The organism is Pelagerythrobacter marinus, from assembly GCF_009827515.1.
Classification (GTDB): domain Bacteria; phylum Pseudomonadota; class Alphaproteobacteria; order Sphingomonadales; family Sphingomonadaceae; genus Pelagerythrobacter; species Pelagerythrobacter marinus.
The window spans coordinates 252,832-277,350 of the sequence record NZ_WTYO01000001.1 but is presented as its reverse complement, the minus strand read 5'-3'; the positions used below and the strand labels follow the sequence as shown (position 1 = coordinate 277,350).

Sequence of the window (24,519 nt, the reverse complement as noted above, 5' to 3'; positions counted from 1 at the left end):
TCAGTCCCTCCGGGGTAATGGTGGCGGTTCGGTGTCCACGAAACGATAACCGGGCGGTGAAGGCATCTCCCGCACGCGCTCCTCGCAATCGTCATGCTCGAGCCGCAGGGCGCGGATCATGCCCGCGGTCATCAGGAACATGCCCGTGACGTAAGTCAGTTCGACTATCTGTTCGGCGCCAAACGCCTCGCGCAGGCGCGCGAAGAGTGCATCGGGCACGCGGCCATGATCGAAGGCAAAGCAATCGGCGTAGGCCAGTACGGACCGTTCGACGGGCGCGAAAGCATCGCTGTCGTGCCAGGCCGGCAAGGCGCCGAGCGCTTCCTCCGAATAGCCCAGGCCGCGCAGTATCTTGATGTGTTCCGAGAACATCCAGCGGCACGAGCAGGCCCACCCGATGCGCGTGATCGCCAGTTCCATGTATTTCAGGGGCAGCTGTCGAGCCTTGCTCTGCTTGAGGTGGAAGCCCCGAACCAAATGCTCCAGCACGTCCGGGCTGTGGGCGAAGACCGCCTCGAAATTGCCCGGCGCGCCCGAAGCCGTCTCACCCGGCTGGGTGGCAGGGTCGCGTCCCGGGAACTTGCGATCGTACATATGGATCACCAGCGGATCCTCCACGACATCCCGGCTGACCAGCGGCAGGCGGGGCATCAGGTCCGCCCTCCGTGCGAAGTCGGCGGCACGCGCCCAGTCCCCCGCGACCCGGTCAAGGCCGCTGTTCCCGGTCGGTAACGCCCACGATGCCCCTGTCGACGAGACGGGCGAACTCGCCCGAGTCCAGCCCACCGAGATCCGTCAGTACCCGCTCGGTGTCGGCGCCGAGCGGGCGGGCCGGGCGCGGTTGCTGTCGATCGGAGGCGGGCAAGGTCGCCATGGCGCCGGGCACGGCGTAGGTTTCTCCGCTCGGCTGGGCGATCTCGGAGAAAAGCGGGTTGGCTCCGACCGTCTCCGGATCGCGAACGGCCTGTTCCATCCGCCGATAGGGCCCCCAGCAGCAGCCCGCGGCCTCCAGCGCCCGCGCCAGTTCCTCGCCGTCGCGCCGGGCCACCGCCTGCTCGACGAGTGGGAACAAGGCGTCGCGGTGACGGAACCGCTCGCCCTCGTCGGTGGCGAAAGAGGTGTCGCGCGCTTTCTCGATGGCCGCCACGCCTTCGCCGATGCCGAGTACCGAGACCAGCCCGGTCCACTGGCGCGGCGTGATGGCCATCAGCATGAAACGCTGCCCGTCGCGCGTGGTGAAATCGCGCCCGAACGCGCCGAACACGTCGTTCCCGTAGCGCTTGCGATCGCCCCCGTGCAGCGTTTCCGCGAGCTGGCCGAGATTGGCGACCGTGGCGATGCCGACGTCGGCCAGGGGCACGCGAACTTCCTGCCCCTCCCCGGTACGCTCGCGGTGCCGCAGCGCCGCGAGGGTCGCGAAGGCGGCGTAGGCGCCGGTCAGCAGGTCCCACGCGGGAAGGACCGCGTTCACAGGTTCGTCGCCGAGGCTTTCCGGCCCGGTGATGAAGGGAATGCCGAGAGCCGAGGCGACCGTGTAGTCGAGCGCCGGCCCGCCGTCGGCCCGCCCCATCACGCGGGTCAGGACCAGGTCGCGCCGCAGGGCGGACAGGTTGTCCCACGACAGGAAGCCGTTGACCGGGAAGTTGGTCAGGAAGACACCGCCCTGCTCGCCCGGGGCCGTGGCCAGGCGCGCCAGCAACTCGCGCCCCTCGGGGCCCGAAAGGTCGAGCGCGACCGAGAGCTTCCCCTTGTTCAATCCTTCCCAGTAATAGCTTCCGCCGCCGGGCGCCTGGGGCCAGCGGCGAAAATCCGGCCCGCCGCCGATCTGGTCCACCCGGATGACCTCCGCGCCCATCTGTGCGAGGTAAAGGCCCGCGGTGGGACAGGCCACGAACGACGAAGCCTCCACCACGCGCATTCCCGACAGCAACGAATACATTTGGCGACCTGCTCCTCTCTCTCTAGCGCGCGGCGATCGAGGCCGCCTCGCGCACAGCCCACCCCAAGGGGGGTAGGGGCCTAAATCTCAACTTCCATCGAAGGTCGGTTTGCGTCGCTCGAGAAAGGCGGAAACCGCCTCTTCATGATCGCGCGTCTCGTGGACGGCCGCCTGATAAGCCGCCGACAGGTTCAGCACCGTGGCAAGCGAGGCGTCCTGCGCCTCGCGCAGGAGGCGCTTGGTCAGGCGCACTGCGCGCGGCGGATTGGCGGCGATCTCGGCCGCGATAGCTTGCGCCGCGGCGATCAGTTCGTCGGTCTCGACGACCCGGCTTACCAGTCCCCAGTCGAGCGCGGTCTCCGCATCTATGGCCCGGCCGGTCAGCGCCATCTCGGTCGCGCGCGACCACCCCACGACCCGGGGCAGCAGCCAGGCCCCGCCATCGCCCGGCACCAGGCCCACCCGCACGAAGCTTTCCGCGAAGACCGCGGCGCTGGAACAGATCCGGATATCGCACATGCAGGCGAGATCGCAGCCCGCGCCGATGGCGGGGCCGTTCACCGCGGCAATCACCGGCACTTCCAGCGCCTGGAAGGCCAGCGGCAGGCGCTGAATACCGTCGCGATAGTTGCGGACCGTTTCGGCCGGCTGATTCCCGCGCAGCCCCTTGCCCGGAGCCATCTTCGACAGGTCGCCCCCGGAAGAGAACGCCGTGCCGGCCCCGGTCAGGATCACCGCTCGCACGTCGGTATCGCGATCGGCCTGCGCCAGTGCGTCGAGGAGCGCATCGATCACGTCGTTGCCCGAGATGGGGTTGCGCGCTTCCGGCAGGTTCAGGGTGATCGTCGTCACCCCCTCGCCGCGCTCCACCCTTACCTGATCCATGTCCCTCTCCCGCCATTTCACGGCAAGGCGTATTGCATGCAACCGTTCAGTGCAAGCGCGATGCCAGGGCAGGTCGGCCAGCCGATCCTGCTCACGGGAGAGCGGTACACCTACCCCGCGCGGGGCCGAACCGGACAAGACCGGACACCCTGCGGACCTAACGCCTTCGAAGCGTGTTCATCACGGCTTATTGCATGCGGTTATAGCGCCCAATCCTCAATCAAGCCCCGATGCCCCCGCCCTCACCCCGCATGATCCGAACAAAAATAATGTTTAATCAAACAGTTACTATACAAGGCCTGCCCCGTATGATATTTTTCCCATCATAACTTGCATGCAATCATGGTTTTGGATACCTTTGCTGTTCGCGTCGGCGTCCCGGCTGACGAGGAGGCCATGATGGCAAACGCATTCACAGGCGATATTGCATGCATATGTGCGGTGATAGCCGCGCAGGGGCATCCCCAATGAAGCCACGCTTCGCCGGCAAGGTCGCAGTTGTTACCGGGGCGGGACGGCCGGGCGGTATCGGCGAGGCGATCGCGCGGCGCATCACAAGCGAGGGCGGCCGCTGCGCGGTCCTCGACCTTTGCCGGCAACGTGCGGATGTGCCGCGCGAGCGCTTCGCGGACATAGACATGCTGCGCGGCGTCGCGACATCCCTGGGCGAAGTGGGCCGGCCCGGGCTGGCGATCCGGTGCGATGTGACCGAAGAAGCCGATGTCCGCCGCGCGATGCAGCAGGTGGGCGACGAACTGGGCGGAATCGACATCCTCTTTGCAAACGCCGGCGGCGGAACAGGCGCTGGGCCGGTTGACCAGACCCCCGTGAGCGAGCTGGACCGCAAGGACTGGGACTATACTGTCGAACTCAGCCTGACGTCCGTTTTCCTTTGCGCCAAGCACGCGGTCGCGGCCATGCGTAGCCGGCACGGCGGCGCAATCGTCAGCACGACCTCGATAAGCGCTTATCACGGCGTCGCCGGCCTCTCCGCCTATTCTGCCGCGAAGCAGGCGGTCAGCGCCCTGACTCGCAGCCTGGCGCTCGAACTCGCCGACAAGGGCATTCGGGTAAACGCCTTTGCGCCGGGCATCACACTGACCCCTTACGTGCGCCAGCGCTACGAGGCGCTCGCGGCCGAACGGCAGGATCGCTCGGCCAGCGAATTGATGCAGCAGTTCATCGCGCAACGCATCCCCCTCGGCCGCGCCGCCCAGCCGGCGGAGATGGCCTCAGTGGCCGCGTTTCTCGCCAGCGACGACGCCAGTTTCATGACCGGACAGACCCTGTTCGTGGACGGAGGAATGCGGGTCTGACGGGTGGAAGAGAGCGGCAAGCGAACAAGCGCCGCGATAACGGGAGGTAGGACAATGAAAAAGCTTGGTCCAATCGGATTTCTCACGGGCGCCAGCCTCGTCGCCCTGGCCCAACCCGCGGCGGCACAGGAAGAAGATGAAGCCCCCGCCGGAGCAGAGATGGCGGCTGCGGGCGAGACTCCCCTGGCGCCGGGAGAGATCATCGTCACGGCCCAACGACGGGAGCAGTCGCAGCAGGACGTGCCGCTATCGATTTCCGTCGTTTCGTCCGAAGCACTGGATCAGAGCAACCTTACGACCATTGCAGACGTGCAGTTCCTGGCCCCCGGTGTGAACTACAATGCCAACTTCGGCGGAGGCTTCAACATTCGCGGCGTGGGCACACAGTCGCTGCTGATGTCGGCCGAGCAATCGGTTGCGCTGGTGATCGACGACGTCATCCAGGGCCTGCCCGAGGTTTCCTTCGCAGGCCCCAGCTACCAGTCGCTGGTCGATATCGAACGGATCGAAGTGCTCAAGGGGCCCCAGGGCACTCTGTTCGGAAAGAACAGTTCGGCAGGGGTCATCCAGATCATCACCGCCAATCCCCGGTTGGGAGAGCGGACGCTGGAAGGATCGCTGTCCTACGCGACCAAGGACGAGATCAACGTCGAGACCGTGGTAAACCTGCCTCTGGGCGAGACGGCGGCCCTGCGCGTGGCCGGTGGCCTCCAACGCCGCGACGGCTTCGTGCAGGATCTGTTCAGCGGCAAGGATCGCTGGGCCTATCAACGCTATTCCCTGAGGGGGAAGCTGTTGTGGGAGCCGGCAACGGATCTGAGCGTCCTGCTGACCGGCGAGTATCGGTACCTTACCGACAATGCCAACGGCCTTTGGACCTTCCGCAACTGCGGCAGCGGGTTCGGCGCGTTCAGCCCATGCGAAACGATCGCGCCTTACGGGATCCAGGCGGGGCCGCGCAACCTGGAGGTGGCGACGGATGGCGAGAGTTTTACCCGCCAGAAGTCCTACACCTTCAGCGGGCGGGTCGACTACGATCTCGGCAACGCGACACTGACCTCGATCACGGCTTATCGCCATCTACGGCAACCGATCGCCCTGGACACGGACGTTACACCAAGGGCGATCTACTCCCGCAACGAGAACATCTCCGGCGGAACCCAGTTCACTCAGGAGCTGCGGGTCAACGGCGATGCCGGGATCCTCAACTATACGCTCGGCGGCTTCTTCTACGATTCCCGACCCTTCCAGAAGGGCATGAATGGCGGGACGCTGGGTTTCCTGCCCGACAACGCGGACATCCTCGTCTCGCTGAACGCAATCGGGCCTTACTCCGGCCAAGGGTACGCCTCCTGGGTGAAGGCCAAGATAAGGAGCTATGCACTGTTCGGCCAGGTGGAAGCGGCGGTGAGCCCCAACCTCACCCTCATCGCAGGCGGACGCTATACCCACGACAACGTACGGCAGCAGATAGACTATTTCGACGTGCCCTGGCTGTGCCAGGTCACTTATGCGTTCGGGCAGCCGTGCCATGGCCTCTCGCTGCCGCTGTCGTCCGGCGAAGCGCAGGTCAAGGCGAGCAAGTTCACTTACAAGCTGACCGCCAAGTACGACATCACGCCCGACGTCAATGTCTATGCCACCTATGCGACCGGCTACAAGGGGCCGATGATTTCGCACCCGGCCAATCAGCCCCAGCTGCTGTTGCGGCCGGAGCTGTCGAAATCCTACGAAGTCGGCCTGAAGGCGGAGCTTTTCGACCGGGCCGTGGCATTCAACCTGGCGCTGTTCAAGGTCGATTACGATGACTTTCAGGGCCAGCAGAGGGTCGGCGTCGCCCCCACCTTCTACTACACCACGACCAATGCCGGCGGCTTGCGGACCAAGGGGGTGGAAGCAGACCTGGCCTGGCGCGTAACGCCCGACCTCACCGTGGTCGGCAACCTCGCCTATATCCCGACGGAATTCACCGAGTTCGCCGTGCAGTGTTATGACCGGTACACCAATCCGGCCACGACACCGGGCGAATGCAACTACATCCAGCCCGGGCTGCCGGCCGACGCGCCGCCCCAGTTCAATGCGGCCGGCTATCCCCTCATGTATTCGCCCAAGTGGACCTGGGGTCTGAGGGGCGATTACGAAACCGACATAGGGAACGACCTGACGCTGGGGGCCAGCGCGTCGTTCAGCTATCGCTCGAGCACGTACGGGGTCGTGGCGGATCCGAACTCGATCAACCCCGGCTACGGCTTGCTCAACGGGCAGCTGAGTATCGGGCGCTACGACGATCGCTGGCGGCTATCGCTCTTCGCGCGCAACCTGCTGGACAAGTACTTCGTCGCCGGGATCTTTCGCACCCCGCTGGATTCGGGCACCGACAACTCGACCCCGCTTTCCACGATCGGATACTCGAACATCCCTGCGATGGATTCGAGCCGGACGGTCGGCGTGAAGCTCAGTTACTCCTTTGGCAACTGATCCGCGTGCCGAACCGGTCGCCCCCCTGTCGGGGGCGACCGGTTGCCGGGCAGATGCAGGATCCGCGTCCGCAGAGGGGCGCGGGACGCGATGGATGCTTGGACTGCTCACGGTCGGCTTCGGGCTGAACCTGCTCGACCGTCAGATCATCAATATCCTGTCCGAACCGATAAAGCGCGATCTCGGCCTTGCCGATTGGCAACTGGGCGCACTGAGCGGGCTTTCCTTCGCGCTTCTATATAGCGTTGCCGCCCTGCCCATAGCCCGCTTTGCCGACCGATCGAACCGCGTGCGCGTGATCGGGATCGCCATCCTGACGTGGAGCGCGTTCACCGCCGCAACCGCCACGGCCACCAGCTTCGTGCAGATGCTGGTGCTGCGTATCGGCGTGGGCATAGGCGAGGCAGGCGGCGCCCCGCCATCGCAAGCGCTGATCGCCGATTCCGTTTCGCCGGGCCGGCGATCGGGGGCGCTCGCCGTTTTTGCGCTCGGCGCGCCGGTCGGTGCCGCCGTCGGCCTGATAGGCGGGGGCATACTGGAAGGAATCATCGGGTGGCGCTGGACGATGGTATGCGCCGGCCTCCCCGGCCTGGTGATCGGCGCGCTGGTCCTCCTGACCCTGCGCGACGAGCGGCCGAAGGCGGCACCCGCCAGTCCGTCGGATCCCGGCTTGTTCGCTTCGCTCGGGATGCTCTTGCGGTGCAGGACCTTCACGCTGATCGCATTGGGCGGCGCGTTTCTCAGCTTCTGCAACTACGGCGCGATGGCCTTCGCAGGCTCGTACTACCTGCGCCTCCACAATACCGAGCTGGAGGCGCTGGGCGCCCAGTTCGGCCAGCAGCCGCTGGGTATCATCGGCCTCGGCCTCGGCATCTTCGGTGCAAGCGGCGGAGCGTTGGGCGCCCTGGTCGGGGGGCGGCTGGGCGATCGGTTCGGCCAACGCGACCTGCGTGCACTGGCCCTGATCCCCGCCATCGGGTCGTTGCTGGGCACGATCAGTTATGCCGTGATGTTTACGGTCCCCAGCGCCGCGCTTTCCCTGATCACCTTTGCCGTGGCGGCATTCTTCACCAGCGTCTGGTACGGGCCCGGCAATCTGGCGATGCAGCGACTGGCCGGACCGGGCGCAAAGGCCATGGCCCTGGCCGTAGCGCTGTTCATTAACAGCGCGGTCGGGCTGAGTTTTGGCCCGTTGCTAATGGGGCTGGCGAGCGATCTTTTCGCCCCCGCCCTCGGCGAAGGCGAAGGACTGCGCGCGGGCATATTGGTCGGACTGACCGCGGGCCTTCTTTCCAGCGCGCTTTACTGGCTGGCGAGCCGTTCGGTCGCGACCGAGATCGAGCAGGCCGAAGGCGCCGCCGCGTGAACCCGCGGGGCACAGGCATGCTCGTCGCCGGCGGCGGCTCCGGCCTCGGCCTGGCGAGCGCTCGCCTGCTACGCGATCGCGGGGCGCGTGTCGCAGCCCTCGACCTCGACAAGGGTGGATGGGACGGTCTCTTCGCAGAAGCCGATGTGGCCGACGAAGCCGCAGTCGCGCACGCATTCGACGCGCTCGAAGCCGAGATCGGGGTGATCCGCGTCCTGCTCAATACCACCGGCATCGGCCATTCCGGTCTGTCGATCGGGCCGGATCGCAAGGTAACCGCGTCCGGTTTTCGCCGGACGATGGAGGTCAACACGCTGGGGAGCTTTATCCTGGCCCAGACGCTGGCGGAGCGGTTGACCGCCGCCGATGCGGACAGTTCGGGCGAGCGCGGGGTAATAGTCAACACGTCGTCGATCGTGGCGTTCGAAGGACAGATCGGCACGGCCGCCTATGCCGCCGCGAAAGGGGGCATCAACGCGATGACCCTGCCCCTTGCGCGCGAGTTCGCCCGCTACGGGATACGCGTGGTGACGATCGCCCCGGGAATCTTCGAGACGCCCATGTTTTCTGGTGCGCGCGGTCCGATGATCGACTGGCTTCGCGAACAGGTCGTCTTTCCGAGCCGGCCGGGCGATGCAGTTGAATTTGCGGAGATGGTGGCGCATATCATCGCCAACAGAATGATGAATGGAACCGTCTTGCGGCTCGATGGTGCTTATCGCGTTCCGGTCGGACGACACGACTGGTGGGTCGACTAAAGGTTTTGGAGGGGTACCTTGGTCAAAGCGGTAGACGTCGCCTACGAGACCATTCGCGAGGGGATTCGCAACGGAACGTACCCCCCTGGATCGCATCTCACCGCACAAGCCCTTGCCGAAGCGTCGGGCTTCAGCCGCACGCCGGTGCGGGAGGCCATGCGCCGGCTGCATGCAGAGGCCCTGATCCACTTCATTCCCAATCGCGGGGCCTTCGTCGCGACCTGGAGCAAGCGCGAGATCGAACAGATCTATGACTTGCGCATCCTGCTCGAAAGCTTCGCCGCAGCCGAGGCGGCGCGGCACATCGCAGAGGAGCAGCTGTCACGCCTGCGCCAGATCGCCGCACGAATGCACGAGATTACCCAGGCGGACCAGCCGGCAGTAGAGACCGTGACCGAGCTCAACGACGAGTTCCACAAGCTGGTGCTCGACGCCAGCGGCAACGTGCGCCTGCGCAACCTCCTCGGCACGATCGTGGAAATACCATTGGTGCTGAACACGTTCCGTTCCTATTCGCTGGACCAGATCCGACGCTCGGCAGCACAGCATCTGGAGTTGACCGATGCTTTTGCTGCGCGCGACCCCGAATGGGCCGCGGCGGTCATGACCGCCCACATTCGCTCGGCCCGGCAGACGCTGATGTCGAGAAGCGACGGTCAGTACCCGATGCACGCAGAGCCGGGCGATGGCGCAGGGCAGGAAACCGGCGACACCGCCTAGCCGGCCTTGTGCGCCATGGCGCCGGTCGCCGCCGAATCGTGGTATGCATCCATGCGCTCGATCCGCCCGCGTCTGACAGTGCAGATACAGCAGCAGCGATCCTCGATCCGGCGCCCATCCCGCGTGACCACGATCAGCGTGTGCTGCTGTACGAAACCTTCGGTCGTGAGTGTGCGCCTGATGTCGCGGTAGGAAAACAGCCGGGCATTCTCGCGGATTGTCCGCAGGTTTCTGATCGTGGTCGGAATATCGGTCAGGCTGTCGTCGGTATTGTGCCAGACCTGCGCCCCTTCGACGAAGATCGTATTCAGATCTTCCAGTTCACCGCTCTCTACCGCAAGAAAAAGACGCCGCGCGGTATCCAGCGCTCCGGGCTCACCTGTCATCCCCCTGCCCCTCCGTTTCCGTGCGGTTCTTTGCTCACCTCCTGCTTGGCCGCTTGCGCTGCCATCGCTTCGCGCAGTTCACGCTTCACTACTTTCCCGGTCGCGTTGCGCGGCAGCGGACTGCAGGTGATGTCGATGCGTTCGGGCACCTTGAAGCCCGGCAGCTGCGCCGAAAGGATCTGGTGCAGATTGTACCCCGTCAAGGTGCTGCCTTTCCTCACCACGACAGCGGCGGCCACGATCTCGCCCATCACGGCGTCGGGAAGACCGAAGACGGCACACTCCACGACGCCGTCCATCCGGGCGATCGCCGCCTCGACCTCGGCACAATAGACATTTTCCCCTCCACGGATCACGATATCCTTCTTACGATCGAGTACGTAGAGGAAGCCCTCTTCATCCATGCGCACGATATCCCCGGTGCGATACCATCCGTCGGAAAGGACCTGCCGGGTCTCGTCCTCCAGTCCCCAGTAGCCGCTGAACACCTGCGGACCGCGCACCCACAGCTCCCCTGCAGCCCCCCGCGGGACCAGGTGCCCGTCGTCATCCACGATCCGGACATCGCAGCACGGAACGGGCGTTCCCACGCTGTCGGGACGCTCCAGCAGGTCCTCGTGGCTATTGGATGCGACGAGCGAAGAGGTTTCGGTCGCGCCATATCCCTGGGCGGGCGCAGCGCCTGGAAACCGGGAACAGACACCCGCTGCCAGATCGGAGGAGGCTGGCGACCCGCCATAAGTGACGGTGTGAACCGATTCGAGCCCCTTGGTCCCACCCGCCGGTAGCCGCTGCAGAAGCTGCACCACGAGGGTGGGAACGAGAATCAGGATGTTCACTGCTTCGCGTTCGATCAGTGCGAGAGCCTCTTCGATGCTCCAGCGATACATCAGGACCAGCCGGTTGCCCCGCACAAGCGCCGGCACCAATGCAGAATGCAGACCAGTCACGTGAAACAGCGGCAGGGGCAGGAGTACGGTCTGCCGTCCGCCGGCGTCGTCGGACGCCGGCGGCCAGGGCTCTCCGCGCCGCCGCGCTGCCCGCGCTACCCGATACTGCGTGTTGACGAGGTTGGTCAGGGCCATGCGATGCGTGGTCAGAGCGCCCTTTGATGTTCCCGTCGTTCCCGAAGTGAAGGAAATCGCGAGCGGATCGTCAGGCTCCAGCGAGCGGTCGGGGGCCGGAACGTCGGGCAGCGCGCCCCAGCCTTGAACCGGCCCGACGAGGCTTTCGAAACTGTCCTGGCCCCCGTCAGCCCGCACGGTGATGCACGCTGCCCCGCAACGCCCGTCCGAAAGCCGTTCCTGGCGCTCGCGATCGACGACAACGACCTTCGCTCCACTCGTCGCGATCATCCGCCTCAGCATCGCGCCCGTTTCCCAGGCATTCAGCGGCACGAAGATCGCACCGATGGCCATGCAAGCGAAGGCGCAGACCGACCATTCGGGATAGTTGCGCATGGCTACGGCCACACGATCGCCTTTGGCCACGCCAAATCGACCGGCAAGGACACGGCCGAAGGCCTGGACCGCGCGCCAATGCTCCTCGAAGGTAATTCTCTCGCCCTCGAACACCAGGAACTCGCGCGCGCCATAGGCGCGGCTGTCATCGACGATCCGTCGCATGTCGCGGGGGGTGTTGACGTAAGTTCGCTGCAACCGCCCCGCGATAATCTCCTCGCGCATTTCCCAGGGTTCCCCGGGCGCAGTCAGCATCGCTTCTGCCTCGGCCACGGTAAGAACGGGCCAGATCGCGTCCCCGCTCATGCCGGCGCACCTGCTTTGAGCGCGTTCTGCCACGCAGCTCTGGCCAAAGGCGCGACACGGTCCTGCGCCTGCAGCGCGCGTGCATTGTTGGCCTGTCCGCGCGCAGCCCGCCCGGCCACGCCCTGCAGGATTGCCGCGAGCCGGAAAAGATTGAAGGAGAGGTACCACTCGATGGGCCGTTCCAGCCGACCTCCGGTGGCAGAAAGATAGCGTTCGAGCGCCTGCTCCATCGTGGGTATGCCGGTGGCCGCAAAGTCCACCCCATCCATCGCGATCCGCTCGCCCGGGGGCATGCGCCACATCATCAGGAAATAGGTAAGATCGGCGATCGGATCGCCGAGGGTGGACAGTTCCCAGTCCAGCACGGCGACGACTGCCGGCCTGTCGGCAGCGAGCACCATGTTGTCTATCCGGTAATCGCCATGAACGATTCGCGGTTCAGCGGCAGGTGGCGGGGATTCGGCCAACCAGTCCGCAAGGCGGTCCATCTCCGGCAAGGGGGGCGGGTCCGACGCCCGATACTGTTTCGTCCAGCGGGCAAGTTGCCGCTCGAAGTAATTGCCCCCGCCTCCGAAATCCTCGAGCCCGATCGCCGCAGGGTCGAACCTGTGGAGGGCCACCAGGGTGTCTATCTGGGCCTGATAGATAGCCGCGCGGTCTGCCGGTCGCTGCTTCGGCAGTTTGGGGTCCCAGAGGATGCGTCCCTCCGCCAGTTCCATCAGATAGAACGCCGATCCGATGACCGCGTCGTCCTGGCATAGGCCGTAGACCTTCGGCACGGGAAAACCTTCGCGACCGAGCGCCGCCATGACGCGATACTCCCGATCGATCGCATGGGCCGATCTCAGCAGTTTCCCCGGCGGCTTGCGGCGCAATACATAATCGCGAGCCGGCGAACCGATCCGGAACGTCGGATTCGACTGTCCGCCTGCAAACCGCTCGATCCGCAAGGGGCCGACATGCCCCGGAATGGCCGACGCCATCCATCTGTCCAGACGCAAGGCCGCGTCGTCATCGATATCGCCCGCCTGAACGATCCCCGGAACCTCGTGTGCCGCCGCCTCTGCCATCGCCACTCTGCCTCTCTCCTGCCCAGGGGCACAACTTCATGTTCAACAATAGCCTTGCCATTTGCATGCAATTTAGTCAAAGGTTCATGAGGCCGGATGGTTGCAGAGCCGACCCCGGCGCATGAGCCGCAGGCACGACTTGGCGGGGGGATAGATTGATTTTTCTTGGTAGTATCGCTGCTTCCTTGCGGGTTTGCGCATCGGAATCCCGGTGCCTGAGCACATCGGATGCCGCAGGCCCTGGCTCGACTCCGGGCGGGAGAAGGACATCGCGAACCACTAAAAATGCATCCGATCAGGCTGGAACGAACCATTTCCCCTTCCCGGAGGTCGCGTGATGGGCGAAGCCCTGCCGGAACCGCAAGCCAGCGGCTCGCTGGAGGGAATCCGCGTGGTCGAGCTCGGCCAACTCATTGCCGGGCCGTTCTGCGGCCAGTTGCTGGGCGACATGGGCGCCGAGGTGGTCAAGATCGAACCCCCGGGCGCCGGGGATCCGATGCGCGCCTGGGGCCAGGGCGAGCGACCGACCTGGTGGCGGGTCATTGCCCGCAACAAGTATTCCGTCGCAGCCGACCTCAAGACGCGGCCCGGCCAGGAGCTGGTGCGCCGGCTGGCGGGACAAGCCGATATCCTGATCGAGAACTTTCGTCCCGGTACGCTGGAGAAATGGTCGCTCGACCCGGCCGAGCTCATGGCCGGGAACCCCCGCCTTATCGTGGTAAGGGTGTCCGGGTACGGACAGTTCGGCCCCTATGCGGCGCGCGCAGGTTTCGGCGGCATAGCCGAAGCAATGGGCGGTTGGCGGAAGATCGTCGGAGAGCGAGACCGCCCGCCGGCGCGAATGGGCATCTCGATCGGCGACACCCTGGCCGCGACCTACGGCTGCATGGGGGCGCTGGCCGCACTGCACGAACGGTCCAAGAGCGGGCGCGGCCAACTGGTCGACGTTGCGTTGTACGAATCCGTCCTCCAGGTCATGGAAGGCCTGATCCCCGAGTGGGCGATCGCCGGGCACAAGCGCGAACGCACCGGATCGACCCTGCCGGGCATCGCTCCATCCAATGTCTATTCGTGCCGCGACGGCGAGTTCCTGATCGGCGCCAATCAGGACAGCGTTTTCGTCCGCCTGTGCGCGGCGATGAAGCGCCCCGATCTCGCGACCGATGAGCGCTATCGCTCTCATGCGGCCCGGGGGCGCAACCAGCAGGAGCTCGACCGTGTGATCAACGCCTGGACACGGCAATTCAAGGTGGCCGAACTGGAATCGCTCATGATCGAGCACGGCGTGCCGGCAGGGCGCATCCTCGATGCCGAGGACATGCTCGCGGACCCTCACTTCGCCGCGCGCGAAGCGATCGTGACGGTAGAGGATCCCGAACTCGGTCCGGTGCCGATGCAGGGTGCTTTTCCGAAGCTCACCCGCACGCCTTCGCGAGTACGGCGTCCCGCGCCGAGCGTAGTCGGGCAGGACACCGATGAAATTCGCCAGCGGTGGCTCGGGGATTGAACGGATGGCGCCGGCCGGTGCCCGTCATTCGGCGGCGCGATGAACCCGGGCAAGCGCGCTGGTCCGCTGTCGTCCCAGCCTTGCATTGAGCCATCTCGCAGTACCGACCAACTTGTCCAGGTCGAGGTCCAGCGCACTATCCAAGGCGTAGGCGATATCTTCTGTCGCCAGGTTTCCGGCGGCCCCCGGCGCGAATGGGCAACCGCCTGTCCCGCCGATCGCGGCATCTATGACCTTTGCACCGCCCCGTATGGCCGCGAGGGCGTTCGCCACACCCATCCCCCGCGTGTCGTGCAAATGCACCCGAACGGGCAGCGGCGAGACCGCTTGCGCCACGGCCCGCGTCAGGTTCTCGACCTCTGCCGGGCGCGCAATCCCGATCGTATCGGCCAGCCCGATCTCGTGACTGCCCGCCTCCGCCAGCCTGCGCGCCATTGCGAGGACGCGAGACCTCGCAACCGGGCCCTCGAAGGGGCATCCCCAGGCCACCGCGATCATGGCTTGCGCAGGGCGACCTGCGTTCTTCGTCAACGCTATGACGTCGCAGGCGATTTCCAGCGATCGTTCGCCGGTCTGGCCCTGATTGCGCATCCCGAAACTGTCGCTGGCCACGCAGACGAATCCGATTTCATCGACATGCGTGTCCAGGGCGCGCAATGCCCCGCGCTTGTTGAGAACCAGGCCGATGTAGCGCGCGGCTCCCCGTCTGAGACGCGCAACAACTTCTTCCGCGCCGGCCATCTGCGGCACCCTGTCGGGCCGGACGAAACTTGCCACTTCAAGTCTGGAAGCCCCGGCGGAGATGGCCCTTTCTATCAGTTCGACCCGCGCTTCGATCGGCAGGGCCCGGGGTTCGTTCTGCAGACCGTCGCGAGGCGAAACCTCGACCAGCGCTGGAACCGGTGAGACCTTCACCACTATCGCACCCCGAGTTGCCGCGCGATGATACCGCGCAGTATCTCGCGCGTGCCACCGCGCAGGGAGAATGCAGGGGCAGCCATCGTCGTGTATGCCAGAACCGAAGCGAAGTGACTCGTGCTCGCCAGGTCAGGCTCCTCGTCGATCAGCGATCGCGCGATATCGGGCAACTCCTGCTCGAAAGTGGCACCGAGATCCTTCACAATGGCGGCATGGACGGAAGCGTCGTCGCCCCGTTCGAGGAGAGCCGCGACGCCGCGGGACATGTGTCGCAGGGTCACGAGATGGGCGAACAGGCGGCCGACGGCGTTTCGGCCGCCCTCGCCCCCGGCCCCCTGGAGCGCGCCGATCAGCTCGATCAGGAGCTGGATGGACGACAGGAACCGCTCCGGCCCGGACCGTTCGAAGGCCAGTTCACCCATGACCTGCGCCCAACCTTCGCCCTCGGTCCCCAGCAGCGACCCGGCCGGCAGGATCGCGTCTTCGAAATGGACTTCGTTGAAGTGGTGCTGGCCCATCAGGTCAAGGACCGGGTTGACCGTGACGCCCGGCGTTGCCCGCATGTCGACCAGCATCTGGCTGGTCCCCTTGTGCCGGTCTGCCGGGCTTCCCGAGGTCCTGCAGAAAAGGATCATGTAGTGCGCTTCATGCGCATAGGTCGTCCATAGTTTGGTGCCGTTCACTCTCCAGCTTCCATCGGCCTGTCGTTCGGCCCGGGTCCGCGTCGCAGCCAGATCGGATCCGGCGTCGGGTTCGCTCATGCCGATGCAGAAAGTGCACTCTCCGGCGGCGATTTTGGGAAGGATCGCCTCTTTCTGCGCCTCGGTGCCATAGCGCAGGATCGTAGGCCCGCTCTGTCGATCGGCAATCCAGTGCGCGGCTACCGGAGCGCCTGCCGCCAGGGTTTCTTCCATCACGACATAGCGTTCGAAAGCCGTGCGCTCGTGCCCCCCGTATTTCCGGGGCCAGGTCATACCCAGCCAGCCGCGCTGCCCCAGCTCGCGGGAGAATTGCCGGTCAAAACCATTCCAGCTTTCCGCGCGCTGAAGCGGAGAGCGCCCTTCCAGCCGGCTCTCGAGAAAGTTCCGAACCTCACGCCGGAGGTCCTCGTCGCCAGCACGTGGCGGAGGCGCGGGAAACTCCAGCGTCTTCATGCTGCCACCGTCGAGGACCAGAAACCGTCGCTGCCCTCGGCAATAACAGCCATGCCGACGCGCCGCGTCCACCACGCCTGGGTGCCGAATTCGTCGCGCCAGCGCCACATCGCTGTGGTGTAGCGATGCAACCGATGCTCCCGGACATATCCGATCGCACCGTGGAGCTGATGGGCGATCGCGGTACCACGAGAAACGGCCTCTCCGATCCGTGCGCGCGCTATACCGATCGCAAGGATTGGATCGTGCCCTTCCGCCGCAATCCGCTGACACGCGAAGTCGGCCGCGGCACACGCAGCCGCGACTTCTCCCGCAAGAACGGCCAGAGAGTGCTGTATCGCCTGGAATCGCGCCAGCGGCCGGCCGAACTGGTGCCGTTCGCCAACGTAGGCAGTCGTCATCTCCAGCACTGCCTCCAGCGCGCCGGCCATCTGGCAGGCCCTTGCCAGCGCCGCGATGTCGCGTTGATGCGGTGCCATCTCGCTCGGGCCGCCCGCCGCGGGACCGGCCGCCACATCCTGCCCGTTTTCGGCCGCAAAGCGGCGCGCAAGCATCGTGTCCACCACCGGCCAGGGCCCATGGTGGCTACCGGCGATACGGACCAGTCCCAACCCTTCGGACAAGGGCAGGCCGAGCCCTCCGTCCCCGTCTGGCAGGAGCGCGAGGAGAAGGCCCGAGTCCTCGATCGCCTGCCAGCCAGCCGTCCAGGCACTCTCGGGCATATCCTCCCACGTCCCGGCAGCCTCTGCCAGTCCGCGAAGGAGCCGTCGTGCAGTGTCGGAGACAATGGCCGATATTTCATCCATCGCATATTCCAGTTTGCGCGCCGGTCCTTCGTTCAGAGAGCGGCAAGGCCCGCCTCGGCCACCTTCATGTCCTGCTCGTAGTGGCCCCCGCTGACCCCGATCCCCCCGATGATGCGGTCGTCTTCGGTGATGGGGTAGCCGCCGCCGAAGATGACCAGGCGGGGCGTATGCACGATGCCGTGCAGCAATGGCGGATCGTCCTTGATGAAGTCATGCCAGCCATGGCTCGGCATGCCGAAGCTCACGGCGGTGTAAGCCTTGTTGGTCGCGAGATCGACCGACAGCAGGGCCGCACCGTCCATTCGCCGGAACGCCTTGAGAATCCCCGATTCATCAACCACCGATATGACCATCGGAACGCCGAGTTCGTCGGCCTTGGCGCTGGCAGCGGCGATTACCCGATCAGCCGCTTCCTGTGTTATCGATCGCTTGGTCACACTGTTCGTCATGCTTTGGACTCCTCCCCTCGCGTGTTTCAATCGAGCGTTTCGACCGCGGACACTATCTTGTCGCGCGTAACGAAAAGCTGCTTCTCCAGTGTGCCGTTGTACGGCACGTGCACCTGCGGCGCGGTGACACGCCGGACGGGCCTGCGAAGGGTGTCGAATCCTTCTTCGCATACCATCGCGGCGATTTCGGAAGCGACGCTGCCCACCTTGTGCGAGTTGTCGGCGACGATCAGCCTGCCGGTCCTGGCAACCGAGTTCAGGATCGTCTCGCTGTCGAGTGGCGCGATCGTCCTGAGATCTATGACTTCGGCCGATATCCCGCGCTCCGCCAGGACTTCGGCTGCCTTGAGCGCGTGCGGCAGGCAGCCCGCTACGGAAACGATTGTCACGTCGCTTCCCTCTCGCCGCACCAGGGCCTTCCCGATCGGCGCCAGGACATCCGGATCGACAGGGACATCCTCCTTCTTGTTCCACAAGTTGATGTCTTCGAAGATCACTACCGGATCATCGTCGCGCACGGCGGCCTTCAACATCCCCTTTGCATCGCTGGCGGTCGCGGGTGCCAGGATCTTGAGGCCGGGCGTGTTCATGAAAAGCGGATAGGGACGGTCCGCGTGCTGGGCCGCGGTGCGATTATTGTAGAAAGTGCTCGTCCGGACCACCAGCGGGACCGACAGCTGGCCCCCGGTCATGAAGCGGAGCTTGGCTGCCTGGTTGATCAGCTGGTCAGACGCAAGATAGCAGAAACTCGCGATGGTCAGGTCGACGATCGGGCGCAGGCCGGTCAACGCGGCGCCGACCCCTACCCCCACGAAGCTGTTTTCCGAGATCGGCGTGTTGCGCAACCGGGTGCCATCGAACTCTTCGAACAGGGATTGCGCTCCGTAGACCGCAATGTCCTCTCCCATCAGGATAACGTTCTCGTCGCGGCGCATCTCCTCGCGCTGCGCCTCCACGATCGCTTGGAGGTAGGAAAGCCGAACCGTGTCGTTGGCGAGGGTCACTTTCTGTCCCCCCTTGCGTGTTCGGGGCCCGGCGGGCTGGCGTACATGTTGTCCCAGAGGTCGGCCCACTCCGGCTCGGGACTTTCCCGGGCAAAGGCTACCGCGGCATCGATCGTCTCGCGCACTTCGTTCTCGACGGCCTCGCACTCTTGCTGCCGCCCCCGCTCGCACAAGACAGCACGGTAGAGCGCCACCGGATCGCGCTCGCGACGATGGTACTCGATTTCGTCCTGGCTGCGATATTCGATGGGAATGGCCAGACGGTTCGAATGCTCGTCGAATCGATAAGTGCGCGCTTCGATCAATGTCGGGCCTTCGCCCTGCCGGGCGCGCGCCACGGCCTGCGCGACGACGGCATGGACGGCCTCCACGTCCTGCCCGTCGACGGCGACGCCGGGGATCCCGAAACCATCCGCTCGCCGCGCAATATCCGGCTGCCCGTGGGATGTGGCGACCGGCGTGGTCACGGCGTAGCCGTTGTTCTCGCAGAAATAGATCACGGGCAGTTTCCAGATGGCCGCCATGTTGATGCTTTCGCCGAACGTCCCCTGGTTGGTTGCGCCGTCGCCGAAGAAGCACAGGCTGACTTGGTCAGTCCCGCGGACCTGGGCGCTCAGCCCGGCCCCGGTGGCCAGAGGAAAACCTCCTCCGACAATGGCGGATTCGCAAATCAGCCCCATCCGGGCGTCGGTCAGGTGCATCGATCCGCCGAGGCCCTTGCAGATGCCGGTCCGCCTGCCGAAGATTTCAGCCATCAAGGGGCCGATCTCGGCGCCTTTCCCGATAGGGTGCCCGTGCGACCGATGGGTGCCCGTGACATAGTCGTCATCGCGCAGCGCCATGCAGGCCCCCACGATGGCGGCTTCGTGCCCGATGCTGAGGTGCCCGACAGGATTGTGCGCGATCAGCGCTTCCTCGAACAGGCGGATCCGCACCATGCGCCGGAACGCCTCCAGTTGACGGTCGCTATCGAGGCTCATTTCAATCCTGCCCGATCTTCGCGATATGGCTGCCGACCTCGACTTCTTCGTCGGGCTGCACGAGGATTTCTGTCAGAACGCCCGAAGCCGGAGCCTCGACCTCCACGGTCGATTTCGCGGTTTCGACTTCCACCAGCGGCTCGCCCGCTTCGATCCGGTCGCCCACGGCCTTGAGCCATCGGACGATCGTCGCCTCGGTGACGCCCATGCTGATCTCGGGCAGCTTGACAGCAACAGCCATTCGCTAGGTTCTCCGTTGAATTGGTGAAGGCCAAAACCCTCAGCCCTTGCGGTAGAAGAAGTCTTCGGGGTTGAAGTTCATCCAGTATCTCTGAACGCGGCCGTCGTCGTTGAACTCGAACTGGGATGAACCCGGCGCACGGACAGGCTGCCCGTCGAACGTGCCGCGGATGGTCCACCCGGTCGCCGCGAAGGGCGGCTCTACGATCGTGCGTTCGACCTCGCGGTTGTAATCGACCAGTGCGCCAAAGGCCTTCCGCTCCACCTCGCGCTCGCTCGCTCGGTCGGGAACGTGCGCGCCGTTGCGCCAGCCCTCGACATTCGGAGCCATGATCTGGTCGATCACGGCGCTGACCGCCTCCACGCCGATGCGGTGGCGCGCGTTTTCGGCGTCGTTCAGCCGCTGCAGCGCCTCGATGATTGTTTCCCGGGTGACCATGGTACGCCTCCTCTTTCAGGTATGTTCTCCGCCGGAACGCAGGTCCTTCCGCACGCAGCTATCGTGTCTCGAAATCCTCCATCCTCGGTCGCGCCATTTCGGTTTCGAACCGGTCGTAGGAGAACGTCCACGAAGCAGGCACACCGCGCTTGTCGAGATACCAGCTGTCGCAGCCCGTCACCCACACCGTCCGGCGTGCAGCCGCGCACCGCTCGTCCTCGAACCGGCGCATGGCCTCCTCCTTCACGCACACTTCGGCATAGTCGCCGCGGGTTATGCCTTCGATGAGCTTGAGGATGTATTCGATCTGGTGCTGCGCGACTTCGACGAGCGAGAAATTGCCTATCGGACTGTTGGGCCCATTGAGCAGGAACAGATTCGGAAAATCGGGCAGGCTGACCGACAGATAAGCATGGGGCCCATCGGCCCAGACGTCGTCCAGCGAAACCCCGCCCCGGCCCGCCACCGTGGTCGGGCGGATGAACCGGTCGACCTGAAATCCCGTTGCCAGGACAAGGACGTCGAGATCGTGGAGGACCCCGTCTTCCGTGCGCAAACCCTCGGGTTCGATCCGTCGGATCGGTGCCGTCACCAGGTGGGCGTTTTCCTGCTGGATCGCGTCGTAGAAAGTGCCTGAGATGACGAGGCGCTTGCACGCCGCACGATAGTCGGGCGTCAAACGCTTGCGCAGTTCGGGATCTCGGACGGTTTCGAGATTCTCCCGGCACAGGCGCTCTATCGCGGCCAGTTCCGGTGAATCGACATCGATGACCGCCGCAGCGTAGCCTTCGAGCGTCTTTGCGCGCAGTTCGGCCACCAGCGCTTCCAGTTCCTCCGGGTTTTCACGAAAGCGACGGCGCTCGTCATCCGAATAGGGAACGTTTTCGCGCGGCAGAACCCATTGGGCCGTGCGCTGGAACAGGTCGAAACGCCGGGCGCGTGGCACCAGCGCACTCGTCAGCTGGGCGGCAGTGGAACCCGTGCCGACCACTCCGATGCGGCGGTCGTCCAGTGCAACCGAATGGTCCCAGCGAGCCGAGTGAAAGAGATCGCCAGCAAAGCTGTCCATGCCTTCGAACCGCGGGACGTTGGGATGGTGGAGCACGCCCGTCGCCGCGATTACGACATCGAACCGCTCGCGGTGGCCCTGCACCGTCTCCAGTATCCACCCCCCGTCGTGATACCGCAGGTCGGCGACCTCCTGCCCGAAGCGGGTGATAGCATCGATCCCGTATTCTCGCGCGACGCGATCGAAATAGTCGCGGATGTCCGGCCCGTCCGCCATCAGGGACTTCCAGTCGGGATTACGGGCAAAGCTGTACGTATACCAATGGGCGGATACGTCGCAGGCGAGGCCGGGATAGGTGTTTTCCCGCCATGTCCCGCCGAAACCGTCGCCCTTTTCGAATACGACGCAGGCGATTCCACGCTCACGAAGCTTGATCGCCGCGAGGATGCCACCCATCCCGGCGCCGATCACGGCAGCGCGGATTGCATGGCTCCGGCCATCCACGTCCACCCCGTGCAGTCGGTCGCCTACCATGCCCTGTCCGCGCCTCTCCCTAGGGCCACCGCAACAAGGAGGCCCGCTCGACTCGGGGTATTGCATCCAATCATGGTGCGATCAACCCGCCTCGCCAAGAATCTCCAGGATAATGCATTCAAGCGGCTTCTCGCGCGCCTGCGCGTCTGTTCTAGCCCTCGCGCGCTCCAGACCGAACCGCCGGTGTGCCCACCGGACGACCCGGATCGACCCTCCAGTCGGTGATTGCATACAATACTTGTAAGATCCGACCAGCACGCCTAGCATCGCAACCCAAGTTCTGGGAGAGACCTATGACGAAGAAGCGAGCGGCCGGCGAACTGGTTGCGGCCACTCTGGCCGGCCTGGGAGTGAAAGAGGTTTTCGCGCTCCACGGAAGCCACCTCGATCCCCTCTACATGGCTTGCGAGGAATTCGGGATAAGGCTGACCGATACCCGCCACGAAGCCGCCGCCGGACACGCCGCCGATGGCTACGCCAGGGCCTCCGGCGGACGGCTGGGGGTGTGCGCGGTGACGGCCGGGCCGGGCTTCACCAATGCTCTCACCGCTATGGCCAACGCCCATCTGGACCGCATCCCCACGCTATTCATCGCCGGCGCGGCACCGCTCCGGGAAGCGGAAACGAACACGTTGCAGGGCGGCTTCGATGCCGTGGCCATGGCGCGCCCGGTCACCAAGTGGGCGCACCGCGTAACCGAGCCCGATCGTATCGTCGAATTCGTTCGTCGGGCGGGAGAAATCGCTCTGGCCGGCGCACCGGGTCCGGTCTTTCTCGAAATTCCGATCGACGTCATGTTCTGGCCAACCGACGAACGCCCGCCGGCGGTTTCCGCCTGGCGCCGCCCTTGTCCCGCGGCTCCACATCCTGCGGCTGTCGCCGAGATCGTCGCGAAGCTCACGTCCGCCAGGCGCCCTGTGGTGATCGCGGGCGGCGGCATCATGCTGACAGGATCGGACGAACGGCTTCGGCACCTGGCGGAGGCGACCGGCGTACCGGTGATCGCCAGCCAGAAGGCCCTGGGTGTTCTGCCCGACGACCACCCGCTCTACGGCGGGCCCGCTGCGAGCCTCGCCATGGCCGCGACGGACGGCGAACCGGCCGACATGGTCCTCCTCCTCGGCGCGCGAATGGGTATGTTCCTCGGCGGGGCGATGGGGGCCATCATTCCGCCGGAGGCCTATGTCGCGCAAGTCGAGATAAACGAAGAGGAAATCGGCCGCGTGCGCATGTCGGATCTGCCGGTAGTCGCCGACGTCGCCCAGACGATCGACGCCCTGGCCGAAGCGGCAGCGGGGCAGGACTGGCCCGATCGATCGTCATGGGCAGCCAGGCTCAGGGGCCATCGCGCTGCCGCCCGCGCCAGCTTCGCCGAGGCTCCGCGGGAAAACGAAACGGGCCGGATTCATCCGGGCCATGCCGTCTCCGCGATCATGGATGCCCTGCCGCAAGGCACGGCGGTGGTTACCGACGGGGGAGAAGCCGGCAACTGGGTCGGCGACCTGGTGCGTTCGCCAGGCGCGGGCCAGCACCTGCGCTGCGGATATCTGGGCTGCCTGGGCGTTTCGCAAGGCTTCGCCATCGGTGCCGCGCGCGCCGACCCGAGCAGGCCGGTGGCCTGCTTTGCCGGCGATGGCGGGGTGGGCTTCAACCTGCAGGAATTCGACACGATGGTTCGTCATGCGCTGCCGATCGTCACCATCGTCCTGAACAACGCGGAATGGGGCATGTCCCGCAACGCGCAGAATCTGCTCTACGGACGCGATCGGGAAGCGATCGTGGCTCTGGGGGACACCCGCTACGATCTCGTCGCCGCAGGTTTCGGGATCAAGAGCCGACGCATCGAACGCTACGACGACCTGGCCGGGGCCGTGCGCGAGGCGTTCGCCGCTGGCGAGCCGCGCTGTCTCGACGTCGTCATCGACCCGGGGGTCATGCATCCACGAACTCGCATGATGGTGGGCGACGGCGCGGATGAGAACGACGTGCCCATCCCCTATTATGCCAATATCAAGCGGTGAAGGCGGGCGGCCGCCTTGCCGGGAAGCGGGTGTTGATCACCGGGGCCGGCAGCGGCATCGGCAAGGCCTGCGCGGTCGAGATGGCTCGCGAGGGCGCGGAAGTTCTGGCAACCGATATCGATCGAGAGAGCGCTCGGTCCACGGCCCGCGATAGCGGCCCTTCAGCCAGCTTCCTTCCGCTCGACGTTTCGCGCGAAGGCGACTGGATCGGCCTCGCGCAACGGGTGTCCGGCGGCGGGGGGCTGGACGTGCTGATCAACAACGCCGGTATCGGCATCGGGGGCGATATCACCGCGCTCGACCTTGCCGACTGGCGGCGGCAGCAGGCTGTGAACCTCGACGGGGCGTTCCTGGGAATCAAGCACATGCTGCCGCTGATCCGCGATACCGGCTCCCGCGGCGCGATCATAAACATTGCCTCGGTCACTGGCATTCGCGCCTCGGCCACGTTCGTTTCATACGCCGCGAGCAAGGGCGGCCTGATTGCGCTTACCCGGGCCGTTGCCCGGCAATGTGCCGCCGCAGGGGACGGCATTCGCGTCAACGCGATCGCTCCGGGAATTATCGACACCCCCATGTTCGGCGGGCTGGAGGGGATCTCGCCGGAGCAAGCCGCGCAAGCTCGGGGAAGCGCTGAGACGCTGGTCCCTCTGGGACGAGCGGGATCGCCGCGGGACGTGGCCATGGCCGCGATCTATCTCGCCAGCGACGAGGCGGGCTATGTGACCGGGGTCACCCTGCCGGTCGATGGCGGCCTGCTGACAGGTTGAGCGC

Annotated in this window: 23 protein-coding genes; 8 read left to right on the top strand and 15 right to left on the bottom strand. The window is 65.4% G+C overall.

Annotated features, from left to right (window positions below):
* From GRI72_RS01220 to GRI72_RS01210, 3 genes are all read right to left on the bottom strand, one after another.
* Complete coding sequence (locus tag GRI72_RS01220) at window positions 1–651, bottom strand: carboxymuconolactone decarboxylase family protein (RefSeq protein WP_160732108.1); 651 nt, start codon at window positions 649–651, stop codon at window positions 1–3.
* A 55-nt stretch (window positions 652–706) separates the two neighbouring features.
* Window positions 707–1,939 carry a CoA transferase gene (locus GRI72_RS01215; protein WP_160732107.1) on the bottom strand — a complete coding sequence of 411 codons (1,233 nt, stop codon included), beginning with the start codon at window positions 1,937–1,939 and terminating at the stop codon, window positions 707–709.
* Between the two features lie 87 nt (window positions 1,940–2,026).
* Window positions 2,027–2,824, bottom strand: a complete 798-nt coding sequence (locus GRI72_RS01210; RefSeq protein WP_160732106.1) for a crotonase/enoyl-CoA hydratase family protein — start codon at window positions 2,822–2,824, stop codon at window positions 2,027–2,029.
* Between the two features lie 467 nt (window positions 2,825–3,291).
* On the opposite strand from GRI72_RS01210, the gene GRI72_RS01205 reads away from it, so the two are divergent.
* From GRI72_RS01205 to GRI72_RS01185, 5 genes are all read left to right on the top strand, one after another.
* Window positions 3,292–4,140: an SDR family NAD(P)-dependent oxidoreductase gene (locus GRI72_RS01205; protein WP_160732105.1), complete on the top strand. Its 849-nt coding sequence runs from the start codon at window positions 3,292–3,294 to the stop codon at window positions 4,138–4,140.
* A 54-nt stretch (window positions 4,141–4,194) separates the two neighbouring features.
* Window positions 4,195–6,618 carry a TonB-dependent receptor gene (locus tag GRI72_RS01200; RefSeq protein WP_160732104.1) on the top strand — a complete coding sequence of 808 codons (2,424 nt, stop codon included), beginning with the start codon at window positions 4,195–4,197 and terminating at the stop codon, window positions 6,616–6,618.
* 94 nt (window positions 6,619–6,712) lie between these two features.
* Window positions 6,713–7,984 (top strand): MFS transporter, encoded by a 1,272-nt coding sequence (locus tag GRI72_RS01195; RefSeq protein ID WP_160732103.1) that lies wholly within the window; start codon window positions 6,713–6,715, stop codon window positions 7,982–7,984.
* A 17-nt stretch (window positions 7,985–8,001) separates the two neighbouring features.
* Window positions 8,002–8,742: an SDR family NAD(P)-dependent oxidoreductase gene (locus tag GRI72_RS01190; RefSeq protein WP_160732102.1), complete on the top strand. Its 741-nt coding sequence runs from the start codon at window positions 8,002–8,004 to the stop codon at window positions 8,740–8,742.
* 18 nt (window positions 8,743–8,760) lie between these two features.
* The gene (locus GRI72_RS01185) at window positions 8,761–9,462 is read left to right on the top strand and encodes a GntR family transcriptional regulator (protein WP_160732101.1); all 702 of its coding nucleotides are present in this window, start codon (window positions 8,761–8,763) and stop codon (window positions 9,460–9,462) included.
* On the opposite strand, the gene GRI72_RS01180 is transcribed toward GRI72_RS01185, so the two are convergent.
* The 3 genes from GRI72_RS01180 to GRI72_RS01170 are packed head-to-tail and all read right to left on the bottom strand — an operon-like array spanning window position 9,459 to window position 12,684.
* Window positions 9,459–9,848, bottom strand: coding sequence for a nuclear transport factor 2-like protein (locus tag GRI72_RS01180; protein ID WP_160732100.1), 390 nt, complete (start codon window positions 9,846–9,848; stop codon window positions 9,459–9,461). The two genes, GRI72_RS01185 and GRI72_RS01180, sit on opposite strands and share 4 nt — an antisense overlap.
* Complete coding sequence (locus tag GRI72_RS01175) at window positions 9,845–11,614, bottom strand: class I adenylate-forming enzyme family protein (protein WP_160732099.1); 1,770 nt, start codon at window positions 11,612–11,614, stop codon at window positions 9,845–9,847. The genes GRI72_RS01180 and GRI72_RS01175 overlap by 4 nt, the downstream gene beginning before the upstream one ends.
* Complete coding sequence (locus tag GRI72_RS01170; protein ID WP_160732596.1) at window positions 11,611–12,684, bottom strand: phosphotransferase family protein; 1,074 nt, start codon at window positions 12,682–12,684, stop codon at window positions 11,611–11,613. The genes GRI72_RS01175 and GRI72_RS01170 overlap by 4 nt, the downstream gene beginning before the upstream one ends.
* Window positions 12,685–13,021: 337 nt before the next feature.
* Between GRI72_RS01170 and GRI72_RS01165 the strand changes: the two genes are divergently transcribed.
* Window positions 13,022–14,191: a CaiB/BaiF CoA transferase family protein gene (locus GRI72_RS01165; protein WP_160732098.1), complete on the top strand. Its 1,170-nt coding sequence runs from the start codon at window positions 13,022–13,024 to the stop codon at window positions 14,189–14,191.
* Window positions 14,192–14,215: 24 nt separating this feature from the next.
* On the opposite strand, the gene GRI72_RS01160 is transcribed toward GRI72_RS01165, so the two are convergent.
* From GRI72_RS01160 to GRI72_RS01120, 9 genes are read right to left on the bottom strand one after another with little or no spacing between them, the layout of a single operon-like run.
* On the bottom strand, window positions 14,216–15,106 hold the full coding sequence (locus tag GRI72_RS01160) for a hydroxymethylglutaryl-CoA lyase (protein ID WP_160732097.1): 891 nt from the start codon (window positions 15,104–15,106) through the stop codon (window positions 14,216–14,218).
* A gap of 2 nt (window positions 15,107–15,108) precedes the next feature.
* Window positions 15,109–16,263, bottom strand: a complete 1,155-nt coding sequence (locus tag GRI72_RS01155; RefSeq protein WP_160732096.1) for an acyl-CoA dehydrogenase family protein — start codon at window positions 16,261–16,263, stop codon at window positions 15,109–15,111.
* Complete coding sequence (locus GRI72_RS01150) at window positions 16,260–17,069, bottom strand: acyl-CoA dehydrogenase family protein (protein ID WP_160732095.1); 810 nt, start codon at window positions 17,067–17,069, stop codon at window positions 16,260–16,262. Before GRI72_RS01150 ends, GRI72_RS01155 begins: the two co-directional genes overlap by 4 nt.
* Window positions 17,070–17,101: 32 nt before the next feature.
* Complete coding sequence (locus tag GRI72_RS01145; protein WP_160732094.1) at window positions 17,102–17,518, bottom strand: GlcG/HbpS family heme-binding protein; 417 nt, start codon at window positions 17,516–17,518, stop codon at window positions 17,102–17,104.
* 26 nt (window positions 17,519–17,544) lie between these two features.
* Complete coding sequence (locus tag GRI72_RS01140) at window positions 17,545–18,522, bottom strand: alpha-ketoacid dehydrogenase subunit beta (protein ID WP_337191104.1); 978 nt, start codon at window positions 18,520–18,522, stop codon at window positions 17,545–17,547.
* Entirely contained in the window at window positions 18,519–19,502 is a 984-nt protein-coding gene (locus tag GRI72_RS01135) for a thiamine pyrophosphate-dependent dehydrogenase E1 component subunit alpha (RefSeq protein WP_160732093.1), read from the bottom strand. Before GRI72_RS01135 ends, GRI72_RS01140 begins: the two co-directional genes overlap by 4 nt.
* A gap of 1 nt (window position 19,503) precedes the next feature.
* Complete coding sequence (locus GRI72_RS01130; protein ID WP_160732092.1) at window positions 19,504–19,743, bottom strand: biotin/lipoyl-containing protein; 240 nt, start codon at window positions 19,741–19,743, stop codon at window positions 19,504–19,506.
* A 39-nt stretch (window positions 19,744–19,782) separates the two neighbouring features.
* Window positions 19,783–20,181 (bottom strand): nuclear transport factor 2 family protein, encoded by a 399-nt coding sequence (locus tag GRI72_RS01125; RefSeq protein WP_160732091.1) that lies wholly within the window; start codon window positions 20,179–20,181, stop codon window positions 19,783–19,785.
* A 58-nt stretch (window positions 20,182–20,239) separates the two neighbouring features.
* Window positions 20,240–21,724, bottom strand: coding sequence for a flavin-containing monooxygenase (locus GRI72_RS01120; protein WP_160732090.1), 1,485 nt, complete (start codon window positions 21,722–21,724; stop codon window positions 20,240–20,242).
* Window positions 21,725–22,017: 293 nt separating this feature from the next.
* Here GRI72_RS01120 and GRI72_RS01115 point away from each other — a divergent pair, with 293 nt between their 5' ends.
* The gene (locus GRI72_RS01115) at window positions 22,018–23,745 is read left to right on the top strand and encodes a thiamine pyrophosphate-binding protein (protein ID WP_160732594.1); all 1,728 of its coding nucleotides are present in this window, start codon (window positions 22,018–22,020) and stop codon (window positions 23,743–23,745) included.
* A gap of 32 nt (window positions 23,746–23,777) precedes the next feature.
* The gene (locus GRI72_RS01110) at window positions 23,778–24,515 is read left to right on the top strand and encodes an SDR family NAD(P)-dependent oxidoreductase (RefSeq protein WP_160732089.1); all 738 of its coding nucleotides are present in this window, start codon (window positions 23,778–23,780) and stop codon (window positions 24,513–24,515) included.
* The last annotated feature ends 4 nt before the right edge of the window (window positions 24,516–24,519 follow it).